At 70.5% G+C, this 12,393-nt stretch carries 11 protein-coding genes and 1 tRNA gene; 5 read left to right on the top strand and 7 right to left on the bottom strand.

Annotation, left to right across the window (positions count from 1 at the left end; all coding sequences use genetic code 11):
• Positions 1–93: 93 nt before the first annotated feature.
• From ACFV2X_RS17945 to ACFV2X_RS17925, 5 genes are all read right to left on the bottom strand, one after another.
• Positions 94–1,566 carry a peptidoglycan D,D-transpeptidase FtsI family protein gene (locus ACFV2X_RS17945; RefSeq protein ID WP_385617231.1) on the bottom strand — a complete coding sequence of 491 codons (1,473 nt, stop codon included), beginning with the start codon at positions 1,564–1,566 and terminating at the stop codon, positions 94–96.
• Positions 1,563–2,987, bottom strand: coding sequence for an FtsW/RodA/SpoVE family cell cycle protein (locus ACFV2X_RS17940; RefSeq protein ID WP_385617229.1), 1,425 nt, complete (start codon positions 2,985–2,987; stop codon positions 1,563–1,565). The genes ACFV2X_RS17945 and ACFV2X_RS17940 overlap by 4 nt, the downstream gene beginning before the upstream one ends.
• A 22-nt stretch (positions 2,988–3,009) precedes the next feature.
• Entirely contained in the window at positions 3,010–4,638 is a 1,629-nt protein-coding gene (locus ACFV2X_RS17935) for a PP2C family protein-serine/threonine phosphatase (protein WP_385617227.1), read from the bottom strand.
• A gap of 75 nt (positions 4,639–4,713) precedes the next feature.
• The gene (locus tag ACFV2X_RS17930; protein WP_385617225.1) at positions 4,714–5,238 is read right to left on the bottom strand and encodes an FHA domain-containing protein; all 525 of its coding nucleotides are present in this window, start codon (positions 5,236–5,238) and stop codon (positions 4,714–4,716) included.
• A gap of 10 nt (positions 5,239–5,248) precedes the next feature.
• Entirely contained in the window at positions 5,249–6,079 is an 831-nt protein-coding gene (locus ACFV2X_RS17925) for an FhaA domain-containing protein (RefSeq protein WP_385617223.1), read from the bottom strand.
• A 325-nt stretch (positions 6,080–6,404) separates the two neighbouring features.
• Between ACFV2X_RS17925 and ACFV2X_RS17920 the strand changes: the two genes are divergently transcribed.
• Positions 6,405–6,491 (top strand) — tRNA-Leu (locus ACFV2X_RS17920).
• 373 nt (positions 6,492–6,864) lie between these two features.
• On the opposite strand, the gene ACFV2X_RS17915 is transcribed toward ACFV2X_RS17920, so the two are convergent.
• Positions 6,865–7,518, bottom strand: a complete 654-nt coding sequence (locus tag ACFV2X_RS17915; protein WP_385617221.1) for an FMN-dependent NADH-azoreductase — start codon at positions 7,516–7,518, stop codon at positions 6,865–6,867.
• A gap of 146 nt (positions 7,519–7,664) precedes the next feature.
• Here ACFV2X_RS17915 and ACFV2X_RS17910 point away from each other — a divergent pair, with 146 nt between their 5' ends.
• The 4 genes from ACFV2X_RS17910 to ACFV2X_RS17895 all read left to right on the top strand — a co-directional run bounded on the left by ACFV2X_RS17910 (position 7,665) and on the right by ACFV2X_RS17895 (position 11,114).
• Positions 7,665–8,030, top strand: coding sequence for a winged helix-turn-helix transcriptional regulator (locus tag ACFV2X_RS17910; RefSeq protein ID WP_385617219.1), 366 nt, complete (start codon positions 7,665–7,667; stop codon positions 8,028–8,030).
• A gap of 250 nt (positions 8,031–8,280) precedes the next feature.
• Positions 8,281–9,720: a DUF2252 domain-containing protein gene (locus tag ACFV2X_RS17905; RefSeq protein ID WP_385617217.1), complete on the top strand. Its 1,440-nt coding sequence runs from the start codon at positions 8,281–8,283 to the stop codon at positions 9,718–9,720.
• Between the two features lie 173 nt (positions 9,721–9,893).
• Entirely contained in the window at positions 9,894–10,718 is an 825-nt protein-coding gene (locus ACFV2X_RS17900) for a hypothetical protein (protein ID WP_385617314.1), read from the top strand.
• A gap of 42 nt (positions 10,719–10,760) precedes the next feature.
• Complete coding sequence (locus ACFV2X_RS17895) at positions 10,761–11,114, top strand: rhodanese-like domain-containing protein (RefSeq protein WP_385617215.1); 354 nt, start codon at positions 10,761–10,763, stop codon at positions 11,112–11,114.
• 42 nt (positions 11,115–11,156) lie between these two features.
• Here the strand turns inward: ACFV2X_RS17895 and ACFV2X_RS17890 are convergent, their stop codons facing one another.
• Entirely contained in the window at positions 11,157–12,326 is a 1,170-nt protein-coding gene (locus ACFV2X_RS17890) for an acyl-CoA dehydrogenase family protein (protein WP_385617213.1), read from the bottom strand.
• Positions 12,327–12,393 lie beyond the last annotated feature (67 nt).

The raw sequence follows: 12,393 nt of genomic DNA, 5'->3' as shown, positions 1-12,393 counted from the left end.
ACCCGGGACGCCGTGCCGGACCCGGCCTCGGTCGCTACTTGATACGTGACCGGTACGGCGACGTGCGGGATCGGCACCAGGACGTGACCGGGGTCACTTCTCTCCGGCGAGCACCGCCTTCATCACGTCCTTGGCGATCGGCGCGGCGAGCCTGCCGCCGGCGATGTCGTCACGGACGGTGTCGGAGCCCTCGATGACGACCGCGACCGCGACCGGCGAGGAGCCGTCCTTGCCCTTGGCGTAGGAGATGAACCACGCGTAGGGGTTCTTGCTGTTGGCGACGCCGTGCTGGGCGGTACCGGTCTTGCCGCCCACCGTGACGCCCGGGATCCTGGCGGAGGTTCCGGTGCCGACCTGGACCACCGTCTCCATCATCTCCTGCAGCTTCTGGGCGTTGTCCTCGGAGAGCGGCGTGCTCATCTGCTCGGGCTGCGTCTGCTCGATGACGTTCAGGTTCGGGGCGCGCAGCTTGTCGACCATGTACGGCTTCATGAGCTTGCCGTCGTTGGCGACCGCGGCGGCGACCATGGCCATCTGCAGCGGGGTGGCGCGGTTGTCGAACTGGCCGATGGAGGACAGGGCGTTGGACGGCCGGTCCATCTTCTCGGGGTAGACGCTGGCGTCGGCGCGGACGGGCGTGAACTGCTCCTTGTTGAAGCCGAACTTCTCGGCCTCCTCGCGCATCTTGTCCACCCGGAGGTCGTCACCGACCTTGCCGAAGACGGTGTTGCAGGAGTAGCGCAGGGCGACGCGGAGGCTGGCGTTCTCGCAGGGGATGTTCCCCTCGTTCTTCAGGTTCTGGGTGGACAGCGGCAGTTTCCACGGCAGCGGCGACCGGGTGGGCTCGTCGATGTCCTTGTACAAGCCGTTCTCCAGCGCCGCGGCCGCCGTGACGACCTTGAAGGTGGAGCCCGGCGGGTAGGTCTGACGCAGCGCCCGGTTGAGCATCGGGTCGTCCGGGTTCTGCTTCTTGTCGAGCGCCTTCCAGGCGGCCCCGTCCTTCTTGCTCGCGCCGGCGATGGTGGAGGGGTCGTAGCTGGGGGTGCTGGCGAGCGCGAGGATCTTGCCGGTGCGCGGGTCGATCGCGGCGACGGCGCCCTTCTTGTTGCCCAGGCCCTTGAACGCGGCTTCCTGTGCCTTGGGGTTCAGGGTGGTGATGACGTCACCGCCCTTCTTCTCCTTGCCGGTGAGCATGTCGACGGTCCGGTTGAAGAAGAGGCGGTCGTCGTCGCCGGTGAGGATGCCGTCCTCGAGGTTCTCGAGCTGGTTGGTGCCGTAGACCTGCGAGGCGTAGCCGGTGACCGGCGCCCACATCTCGCCGTTCTTGTAGGTGCGCTTGTACTTGTAGTCGATGCCGTTGGTCTCGACGGAGCCCGTGATGGCGTCGCCGCCCTCGACGATGATGTTGCCTCGCGGCTGGCTGTAGCGGGCGATGTCGACACGGTGGTTGTGCTTATGGTTCTTGAGCGTGTCGGCCTGGACGTACTGGATCCAGTTGTCCCGCAGCAGCAGGGCGAAGACGAGGAGTCCGCAGAAGATCGCGATTCGGCGCAGGGGCTTGTTCACGGTCGGACCACCTGGGTCATCTCGGCGTCGGTGGACGGCGCGGGGGCCGGCGCCGGGCGGCGGGCGGTGTCGCTGATCCTGATGAGGATCGCGATGAGCGCCCAGTTGGCGAGCACGGACGAGCCGCCGTAGGCGACGAACGGCATGGTCATACCGGTCAGCGGGATCAGGCCCATCACACCGCCGGCGACGACGAAGACCTGGATGGCGAAGGCCGCGGACAGGCCGATGGACAACAGCTTGCCGAACGGGTCGCGGGCGGCGAGGGCGGTGCGCACGCCGCGCTCCACGATCAGGCCGTACAGCAGCAGGATCGCCATGGTGCCGGCCAGGCCCAGCTCCTCGCCCACGGTGGCGAGGATGAAGTCGGAGTTGGCGGCGAACCCGATGAGGTCGGAGGCGCCCTGGCCGAGGCCGGTGCCGAAGACGCCACCGGAGCCGAAGGACATCAGGGCCTGGGCGATCTGGTCGGTGGTGGCCCAGCTCGGGGGGTGCTCCTGATAGACGGCGAAGGGGTGCAGCCACGCCATCACTCGGACCTTGACGTGCGGTTCGAAGGACGCGACGCCGACCGCGCCGGCCGCCGACATCAGCATGCCGAAGACGATCCAGCTGGTGCGCTCGGTGGCGACGTACAGCATGACGACGAACATGCCGAAGAACAGCAGCGAGGTGCCCAGGTCGGTCTCGAAGACGAGGATGAGGATGCTCATCGCCCAGACGACGAGGATCGGTCCCAGGTCGCGGCCGCGCGGCAGGTACAGGCCCATGAAGCGGCGGCTGGCCAGGGCGAGGGCGTCCCGCTTGACCATCAGGTAGCCGGAGAAGAACACCGCGATGATGATCTTCGCGAACTCGGCCGGCTGGATGGAGAAGCTGCCGACCCGGACCCAGATCCGGGCGCCGAAGACCGGCGGGAAGAAGACCGGGAGGATGAGCAGGATCAGCGCGCCGACCATGGAGATGTAGGTGTAGCGCTGGAGGATCCGGTGGTCCTTGAGGAAGATCAGGACGCCCACGAACAGGGCCACGGCCATCGCCGAGTAGATCAGCTGGTTGGGGGCCGCGGCCGAGAAGACCTGGCCGGCGTTCTCGGCGCGCTGGGCCAGTCGCCGGGACTGGTCGAGACGCCAGATGATCACCAGGCCGAGGCCGTTGAGCAGGGTGGCGATCGGCAGCAGCAGCGGGTCGGCGTACGGGGCGAACTTACGCACCACCAGGTGGCCCACCCCGGCGAGCAGGCCGAGGCCCAGGCCGTAACTGAGCATGCCCGAGGGCAGCTCGTCACTGAGGGCCAAGCCCGCGTTGGCGTACGCGAAGACCGGGACGATCACCGCGAAGACCAGCAGCGCGAGCTCGGTGTTGCGTCTGCTCGGCGGGCCGATCGTGCTGATGGTGGTCGTATTGCTGGTACTGCTCATGGATCAACGGCCCCCTACGGCTTCACTGCTGGGCACTGCTGCACTGCGGGACCAACTTCTGCTCTTCCTCGGAGAGGGTGGGGCCGGGCTTGGGCGTGGCGCTGGACGAGGGCTTCGACGAAGGCGTGGACGACGGCGACTTCGTGTCCTTGTCGTTCGTGTTCGGCTGCTGCTGCTGACCACCCGGCGCCGGCGGCGTCGTGGCCTCTCCCGCGTTCGTCGTCAGCTCGTTGTCGGTCTGGGCCTTGCCGCCGGCGGAACCGCCCGCCTTGTCCTTGTTCTTGTCCTTGCCGTTGGTGAGGTCCTGCTGCTTCTCCTCGGCCTGGCGCTGCGCATCCGACTTCTTGCAGGCGCTGGCGAGGGTGGCCAGGTCCTTGGTCTTGTCCTTGGCCTGGTTGAGGCTGCCGACCGCGATGGTGTCCTCGACCCGGCTGCGCTGGTCCACCGGGAGGTACTTGAGTTCGATCTCACGGTGGTCCTCATGGACCTTGTTGAGCTTGATCCAGGCGAGGTCCTGGCTGATGCCCTGGTAGATCGCCACATGGTCGCCGTTGGCGCCCACGTAGTACTGCGTCTGCGTCCAGCGGTAACCGCCGTAGAGGCCGCCGCCGACCACTGCGAGGCCCAGCGCGATGTACAGCGACCGCTTGATCCACTTCTTGCGGCCGCCCTTCTTGGTGAAGTCGCCGTCCGCGTACGCCCCGTAGCTGCCCTCGGGCGGGCCGCCGAGCGACGGGTCGCCGCTCCCCGGCGGGCCGAAGCCCCCCTGGGCCTCCCCCGGCGCCATCCCCCGGTTGCGCCCGAGCTCCGCGGCCCGGCCCGCGGGAGTGTGCGCGGCGCCGCCGTCCCCGAGGGAGGTCTGGTTCTCGGCGACCGCGCCCACGATGACGGGGGTGTCGTTGAGCTGCCCGGCGAGGGTGTCGCTGCCGTCGACGTCGAGGACGTCGGCGACGATGCAGGTGATGTTGTCGGGGCCACCGCCGCGCAGCGCGAGCTGGATGAGCTCCTGAATGGTCTCGTGCGGGCCGTGGTAGCTGGCGAGGGTGTCCTCGAGGGTCTGGTGGCTGACCACGCCGGACAGGCCGTCGGAGCAGATCAGATACCGGTCCCCGGCCCGGACCTCCCGGATGGACAGATCGGGCTCGACATGGTCGCCGCTGCCCAGGGCGCGCATCAGCAGGGAGCGCTGCGGGTGGGTGCCCGCCTCCTCCTCGGTGATCCGGCCCTCGTCGACGAGGCGCTGCACCCAGGTGTGGTCCTGGGTGATCTGGGTGAGCACGCCGTCGCGCAGCAGATACGCGCGCGAGTCGCCGACGTGGACGAGGCCGAGCCGCTGGCCGGTCCACAGCAGGGCGGTGAGCGTGGTGCCCATGCCCTCCAGCTGCGGATCCTCTTCGACCATCATGCGCAACTGGTCATTGGCGCGCTGCACGGCGCTGCCCAGGGAGGTCAGGATGTCCGAGCCCGGGACGTCGTCGTCGAGCTGGACGAGAGTGGAGATCACTTCCGAGCTGGCGACCTCACCGGCGGCCTGGCCGCCCATGCCGTCGGCGATGGCGAGCAGCCGGGGGCCGGCGTAGCCGGAGTCCTCGTTGCCCTCCCGGATCATGCCTTTGTGCGATCCGGCGGCGAAACGCAGTGACAGACTCATGCGCACCTCGCCCGTCGGCTCCGGGTACAGCCCCTTGCCAACCACGCTGCCCACCCTCCGGTCGTCATGGTCGTACTACTTCCGCAGCTCGATGACGGTCTTGCCGATACGAATCGGCGCGCCCAGCGGAATCGGTGTCGGTGTGGTGAGTCGGGTCCGGTCGAGATACGTGCCGTTGGTGGACCCGAGGTCCTCGACGATCCACTGACCGTCGCGGTCCGGGTAGATCCTGGCATGCCGGCTGGAGGCGTAGTCGTCGTCCAGCACGATGGTCGAGTCATGGGCCCGGCCGAGGCTGATGGTCTGCCCCTGGAGGGCGACCGTGGTGCCCGCGAGCGTGCCCTCGGAGACGACCAGCTTGGTGGGTGCGCCGCGGCGGCCGCGGCTCGCGCCCCGGCCGGCCGGCTGCTGGCGCTGGGGCGGAGGCGTCGCTGCCTGCCGCTGCTGCGGCCGGTCGGGGGCGCCGCGCCGCGCCGAACCGCGCTGGGTCACGCGGGTCCCGAACAGGTCGCTACGGATGACCTGGACGGCCACGATGACGAACAGCCACAGTACGGCGAGGAAACCCAACCGCATGACCGTGAGGGTCAGCTCTGACATTGCCCCCGCTTCACCCTTCGGCTTGCCGGTAAACGATGGTGGTGCTGCCCACGACGATGCGCGAGCCGTCGCGGAGCGTAGCGCGTGTGGTGTGCTGTCCGTCTACCACGATGCCGTTGGTCGAGCCCAGATCCTGGATGGTGGAGGGCGATCCGACCCGGATCTCGCAGTGTCGGCGCGAGACTCCGGGGTCGTCGATCCGCACGTCGGCGTCGGTGCTCCGGCCCAGGACCAGGGTGGGCCGGGAGATCTGGTGGCGGGTGCCGTTGATCTCGATCCACCGGCGGGTCTGCCCGTACGACTGCGCACCGACGCCGGAGCCGCCGGCGCGGGGCGCGGAGCGGGCGCCGGACGGCGGCGCGGCGGGCATGGGGGGTGCGCCCGAGGGCTGCGGGGGGTAGCCGTAGCCGCCGGGGCGCTGCTGGGGCGCGGCGGGGCCGCGGCCCCCTTGCGGGCTCTGGGACTCGCTGGACGCCAGGGTGCGGCTGCGCACGCGGTACAGGCCGGTGTCGAGGTCGTCGGCCTTCTGCAGATGGACCTTGATGCCGCCCATGAACGTGTAGCGCTGCTGCTTGGCGTAGTCGCGCACCATGCCCGCGAGCTCATCGCCGAGCTGGCCCGAGTACGGGCTCAGCCGCTCGTAGTCGGGCGCGCTCAGTTCGACGATGAAGTCGTTGGGGACGACGGTCCGGTCGCGGTTCCAGATGCTGGCGTTGTTGTCACACTCACGCTGGAGCGCGCCCGCGATCTCGACGGGCTGGACCTCTGACTTGAACACCTTGGCGAAGGTGCCGTTCACGAGACCCTCGAGACGCTGCTCGAAGCGCTTCAGTACTCCCACGGGGCACCTCCTTCCTCAGTCGTGCTCAGTGTCGTCCTCATACTGCTTACTGATCGTATCCACGCGTCGGGAAATCGGGTGGTTCCCCTTCCTGGCCCTGCGGAGCAGTGTCACCTCTCACAGGGATCGTAGAGGTGCCTTCATGACAGTGTCCCGCAACCGGGTCGCTATCCGGTCGGGCGGGTGCTGGGGCGTCGGGAACGCGTGTGAATCCACCCTGGACGGCGTGCTAATGTTCTGGATGTCGGAAGGCGCACCGCACAGCTCGGTCGAACCGGAAGGTTCGGTTCGGGAAATCGGCGGTGATTCGGTCGGCAGCACCCATGCGCGGGTGGCGGAATAGGCAGACGCGCTGGATTCAGGTTCCAGTGCCCGAAAGGGCGTGGGGGTTCAACTCCCCCCTCGCGCACCAGTCGGAGCGGGCCTCTCCTGTGTGACGAAAGTCGCGCCGGAGGGGCCCGTTTCGCGTTTGGGCGCGCTGTTTCGGGCGCCCGCTGTTTCGGGTGGGTGGGTTTCGGCGTGCGGGTTTCGGTGCGCGGGTTTTGGCGTGTCTCTTCCCCTGTGCCGCAGGTCACGGCGGTTTCGGTGAACCGGCCCGGTGGCGCGGTGCGTACACCCCGATGCCGGCCGCCAGGACGGCCGTGAGTGGGGCCTCCCCCGCTGCGCGCTGTCGCAGTCCTCGCGGTGCGTGGCGGTGCCGGCGGACGGAGGAGGCCCTGGGGCCCGCCGGGCGGTCGGGCCGGGGCCGGCGGGTGGTGGGGTAGTGGTGCGCTACCCGGTACGGGTCAGGCGGCGAGGCGTGCGGTGACGGTCTTGGCCTTGGCGGCCGCCTCCTCGTGCGCCTTCGCCTTGGAGGCGTCGGAGAGGTCGACCAGGTCGGCCATGGCCGGGTTGGTACGGGCCAGGGTCAGCTCCGGGACGATGAACTCGACGTCCAGAGAGAGCATTTCGGTCAGCGTCTTGCCCAGGTAGTTGAGGACGAATTCAAAGCTCTCGCGCGGGGTGCCGGGGCCGTAGCCGCCGCCACGGCTGGCGACGACGACCGTCGGGGTGCCCGCCGTGGTGGACGGCTGGGCCATCGACGTACGGCCCGCGATGATCACGTGGTCCAGCCAGGCCTTGAGGGAGGAGGGGATCGTGAAGTTGTACATCGGGGCGCCGATCACAACCGCGTCCGCCCGCTCCAGCTCGGAGGCCAGGCTGTCCCGCAGGGCGAAGGCGGCCTCGAGTTCCGGCGTGCGCTGCTCGGCGGGGGTGAAGCCCGCGGCGGCGGCGAGGCCGTCCAGGTGTGGCAGGGGCTCGGCGGCCAGGTCGCGGTAGATGACCGTGCCGTCGGGGTGCTGGGCCTCCCATTCCTTGCGGAAGGTGGCCGTGACGGCGCGGGAGGCGGAGGCGTCGGCAGGGAAGAGGGAGCTGTCGATGTGCAGAAGCGTGGGCATGAGGACCTTCCGGATAACGGGGCTCGGTGCCGGGGCGGCTTGGTGGCCGGACCGGCAGTGAGCGCGAAATATTTCTACGTAGCTATGAATAGCACAGGAGCTTACTTTTCTGCAGTGTGGGTTGGAGTGGCAGTACGCTGTGCTCCATGGCGGGTGGCGGCGGGCGCGCGGAGCACGACGAGAAGACGTGCATGAAGGTCGACGGGACGATGACCCGCGTCTTCGAACTGCTCGGCAAGCGGTGGACCGGGCTCATCGTGACCGTCCTGATGACGCGGCCCGCGTACTTCGCCGAGCTGCGGCGGGCCATCCCGAAGATCAGCGAACGCATGCTGACCGACCGGCTCACGGAACTGGTGGCGGCGGGGCTGGCGCTGCGGGAGGTCGATGCGGGGCCGCCGTTGCGGGTCACCTACCGGCTGACGGAGAGCGGCAGGGCGCTGGAGCCCGCGCTGAGCGAGCTGGCTCGGTGGGCGGAGCGGTACATGGCCGAGGACGAGGAGTGCCGGTAGTCGGCCCTCACCTGCTGAGCGGGTTCTGAGCAGGGCGTTCGTGGCGGTCGGCGAGGTTATCCACAGGCCGTGACGGGTTTTCGCGGCGGGCTGTACGGTCATGGCAGTCGAAGTCTTCGGGCCTGCGTCCGGGGCCGGTTGTCGGTCTGGTCGTCGGTCTCGTCGTCTTCGACGTCTGCGATATCTGCGACATGGCCGGTGGTTGTGCCGGCGGGGAAATGGGGGGCGCGTGTTGAACGGGGGGCGCGTGATGACGGACGGCGGACGCGGCGAGGAGGCGGTGCGGCGGCTGCCGCATGTCCCGGGGTTCTCCCAGTGGCCGGGGAGCGGCGCGGCCCGGCAGGAAGGGAAGGCGCTGCGGGAGCGGGTGCCCCGCTCGGCCCATCGCGAGCTGCCGCGGGGCGCGGGGCGGCCGGACGCGGTGGAGGCGGTCGAGCGGTCCAACACCGGGCGGCTGCCGGAGCTGACCCCGATCCGAGTCGGGCGAATGGCCGCCTCCCCGTTCTCCTTTCTGCGCGGGGCGGCCGGGCTGATGGGCCACGATCTGGCGGCCACGCCGGTGACCGGCGTCGGCGCGCAGCTCTGCGGGGACGCCCACGGCGCCAACTTCGGTCTGTACGGGGACGCCCGCGGCGGCCTGGTCATCGATCTCAACGACTTTGACGAGACCATCCACGGCCCGTGGGAGTGGGATGTGAAGCGGCTCGCCGCCTCGCTGGTGCTGGCCGGGCGGGAGGCGGGAGCGGACGAGGACACCTGCCGGGCGGCGGCCCATGACACGGTGGGTTCCTACCGGCGCACGCTGCGGCTGCTGTCGAAGCTCCCCGCCGCCGACGCGTGGAACGCGATCGCGGACGAGGAGTTGGTCTCGCACGCGGACGCCAAGGACCTGGCCGGTACGTTGCAGCGGGTCTCGGAGAAGGCGCGGCGGAACACGAGCGCGCGGTTCGCCGCCAGGTCGACGGAGGCTGTGCCGGACGGGGAGAATCCGTCCGGGCGACCGGTGGCGCGGCGCTTCGTGGACGCGCCGCCGGTGCTGCGGCGGGTGCCGGACGCGGAGGCTGCGGCCGTGGCGTCGGCGCTGGGCGAGTATCTGGGGACGCTGCCGGAGGACCGGCTGCCGCTGCTGGCCCGTTATGCGGTGCACGATGTGGCGTTCCGGGTGGTGGGCACCGGAAGCGTGGGGACGCGGTCGTATGTGGTGCTGCTGCTCGACCACCGAGGTGAGCCGATGGTGCTGCAGATCAAGGAGGCGCGGCCGTCCGCGCTGCTGCCGTATGTGCGGCAGGTCGGCTTCGAGGTGCCCGCCGTCGAGCATGAGGGGCGGCGAGTGGTGCTGGGCCAGAAGCGGATGCAGGTGGTCAGCGACATCCTGCTGGGCTGGGCCACGGTCCAGGGGCGCCCCTATCAGGTGCGGCAGTTCCGCAACCGGAAGGGAAGCGTGGACCCGGTGGCGTTGGCGGCCGACCAGATGGATGACTACGGGCGGATGACGGGCGCGCTGCTGGCGCGGGCGCATGCGCACAGCGTGGACCCGCGGCTGCTGTCGGGGTACTGCGGAAAGGGGGACGAGCTGGACGAGGCGGTCGCCGAGTTCGCGGTGGCGTACGCGGACCGCACGGAGGAGGACCATGCGCGGCTTCTCGCCGCGGTGCGGGGTGGGCGGATAGCGGCCGAGTTGGGGGTGTGACTCCTCCCCGGCCCGATCGCCGCCGGACGTAGGGTGAGCGGGTGACGAACCCGGAAGCGCAGCAGCAGGCCCGGCAGCCGGTGCCGGAGGCAGAGCCCCAGGCTGAATCGCAGGAGCGATCACACACCCGGCCCGAAGCCCGATCAGAGGAGCCGTCGGAGTCGGCGGCGGGAGTGCCGTCGGACGCGGGTACGGACGCGCATGCGGAGGCCGGGGCGGCGGAGGCAGAAGCCACCGCGCGGCTTGAGCGGGCCGTGCGGGCGGCGGAGCAGGCGCTGATCGAGTTCGAGATCGCGGTGGAGACCTTCCGCATCGAGGTGGAGAACTTCTCCCGGCTGCACCATCAGCGGCTCGGGCCGATGTACTCCCGCCTCGACGAGCTCGACGCGCTGATCGCCGAGGCGGTGGCGGCGCGCACAGGTGACCCCGAGGACATCCGCAAGGCGCGGGAGGCGCGGGGGCTGGTGCTGCCGATGCCGCAGGTCGAGGAGCTGTTCCACGGCTGGCTCGACTCCGACGGGCTGTCGCCCGAAGGGGCGGCCATGCTCACCGAGCAGCCGGTGCAGCCGCCGCCGCGGGTGCGGCCGAGCGAGGAGGCGCGCCGCATCTACCGGGAGCTCGCCCGCAAGGCGCATCCGGACCTGGCGGAGGACGGAGCCGAGCGGGAGCGGCGCGGCGAGTTCATCGTGCGGGTCAACGCGGCGTACGCGGCCGGGGACGAGGAGCGGCTGAAGGCGCTGGCCGAGGAGTGGGCGGCCGGTCCGCCGCCGCCCGAGCGCCGGTGGAGCCGCAGCGAGGAGCTGTACGCCCGGCTGGAGTGGCTGGCCGCGCGGAAGGAGATGCTGGCCCAGGTCGCCGCCGAGCTGGAGTCCGGCGCGATCGGCGCGATGATCAAGATGGCGCCGGAGGACCCCGACGGGCTGCTCGATGAGATCGCCGAGCAGCTGCTGGCCAAGGTCGCCGAGAAGGAGAATCAGCTGGCGGAGCTCGTGCGGTAGTAGGTTTCCCTCAGCTGCCAGGTCGTGTGAGAGGTGTATGTGATGGGATTTGCCCCGCTTCCCGAGATGGAGGTCGCGGCGGTGCCGGCCGATGGGTTCCTGCTGGATGTGCGGGAGGACGACGAGTGGGCCGCAGGGCACGCCGAGGACGCCCTGCATATCCCCATGGGGCAGATCGTGGCCCGGTTCGGTGAGCTGACCGAGGCGCTGGGCGATGGCGGACGGGTGCATGTGGTGTGCCGGGTCGGCGGGCGGTCGGCGCAGGTGACGCAGTATCTGGTCGCCCAGGGTCTGGACGCGGTGAACGTGGACGGCGGCATGCTCGCCTGGCAGGCGGCGGGCCGCCCGCTGGTGAGCGGGCAGACCGCCGCGGCCGACGGGGCCTTTGTGCTCTAGTCGGATGCCCGGACAGGGCCCGCTGTGTACTGGCCGTGTGCGCTAGCCGAGCGGGTGGGCGGCGAGTAGGTCGCCCAGCGCCTCCTCGTGGGCGGCGGCGGGGCCGAGGGACAGCTCCAGCTGTTTGGCCCAGGCGTGGTAGCGGTGCAGCGGATAGTCGGTCGCCGCGCCGAAGCCGCCGTGCAGATGCTGTGCGGTCTGGACGACGCGGCGCACCCCCTCGGCGGCCCAGATCTTGGCCACGGCGACATCCCCCGCGACGGGCAGCGCCCCGGGCGCGGCCGGTGCACCCTCGCGGTCCGTGGCCAGCCGCCAGGCGGCCTGCCAGAGCGTGGCCTCCATCGCGCGCAGATCGATATAGCGGTCGGCGGCCTGGACGGCGACCGCTTGGAAGGTGGCGAGCGGGAAGCCGAACTGCTCGCGCTTGCTGGTGTAGGAGCTGGTCAGGGTGAGCACCGCTTCGCCGAGACCCAGCGCGAGCGCGCAGATGCCGGTGGTGAGGAGATGGCGCAGCCACTCCCAGGCGCCGTCCGCCGTCAGTACCTCTGAGCCGTCCAGCCGTACGGAGTCCAGGCGGATCTCGGCGAGCCGTTCACCGCTGGTGGAGATCTGTGGGCTGAGGGTGACACCGGTGAGGTCGCGGGGGACCAGCGCGAGAAGCGTCTGGCCCGCTTCGGTGTGGGCGGGGATGAGGATGCGGTCGGCGCTGTGGGCCCAGGGCACGGCGGTCTGAGCGCCGTCGAGGACCCAGGGGCCGCCGTCGCCGTCCGCGCCACTGTCTTGGCGGGCCTGTACGGCGAGTTCGGCCGCGTCGTGGCCGGTGCGGCCGTGGGGGGCGACGGTCAGCACGAGCTCGCCCCGGCCGACGCCGGGCAGCACGGCGGCGCACAGCTCCTCCCCGCCGTACCGCTGGACGGCGAGCGCGGCCGCGGTGGACTCCAGCAGCGGCACACGGGCCAGGACCCGGCCGGCCTCGCGGAGCACCAGGCACAGGGCGATGGGGTCCAGTCCGGCTCCGCCGTACCGCGGGTCCAGCAGGAGTCCGAGCAGATCGGCGTCGGCGGCCTTGCCCCACAGCCGGCGGTCGAGGTCGTCGGCGACGGCGCCGGGCGTGAGCGCGGGGCTGGGCACCCCGTCCGGCGGGGCGGAGGAGAAGACCGCCTTCGCCGCCTCGGCGGCCGCCTGCTGCTCCTCGGTGAAGGTGAAGTCCACTGTCCGTCCTCCCGCGCCATGGCTTGGTCTGACGGCCCGTCAAGATAGAACAGGTTCTACAAGAAGG

This window comes from Streptomyces sp. NPDC059679, assembly GCF_042734105.1.
GTDB lineage: Bacteria > Actinomycetota > Actinomycetes > Streptomycetales > Streptomycetaceae > Streptomyces.
The sequence above is the reverse complement of the archived record's forward strand: the minus strand, read 5'-3'. Positions and strand labels throughout refer to the sequence as shown.

Excerpts from the sequence above, each read along its gene's own strand:
- ACFV2X_RS17940 (WP_385617229.1), bottom strand. The coding sequence starts at position 2,987 with ATGAGCAGTACCAGCAATACGACCACCATCAGCACGATCGGCCCGCCG.
- ACFV2X_RS17935 (WP_385617227.1), bottom strand. The coding sequence starts at position 4,638 with ATGAGTCTGTCACTGCGTTTCGCCGCCGGATCGCACAAAGGCATGATC.
- ACFV2X_RS17930 (WP_385617225.1), bottom strand. The coding sequence starts at position 5,238 with ATGTCAGAGCTGACCCTCACGGTCATGCGGTTGGGTTTCCTCGCCGTA.
- ACFV2X_RS17915 (WP_385617221.1), bottom strand. The coding sequence starts at position 7,518 with ATGCCCACGCTTCTGCACATCGACAGCTCCCTCTTCCCTGCCGACGCC.
- ACFV2X_RS17910 (WP_385617219.1), top strand. The coding sequence starts at position 7,665 with ATGGCGGGTGGCGGCGGGCGCGCGGAGCACGACGAGAAGACGTGCATG.
- ACFV2X_RS17905 (WP_385617217.1), top strand. The coding sequence starts at position 8,281 with ATGACGGACGGCGGACGCGGCGAGGAGGCGGTGCGGCGGCTGCCGCAT.
- ACFV2X_RS17895 (WP_385617215.1), top strand. The coding sequence starts at position 10,761 with ATGGGATTTGCCCCGCTTCCCGAGATGGAGGTCGCGGCGGTGCCGGCC.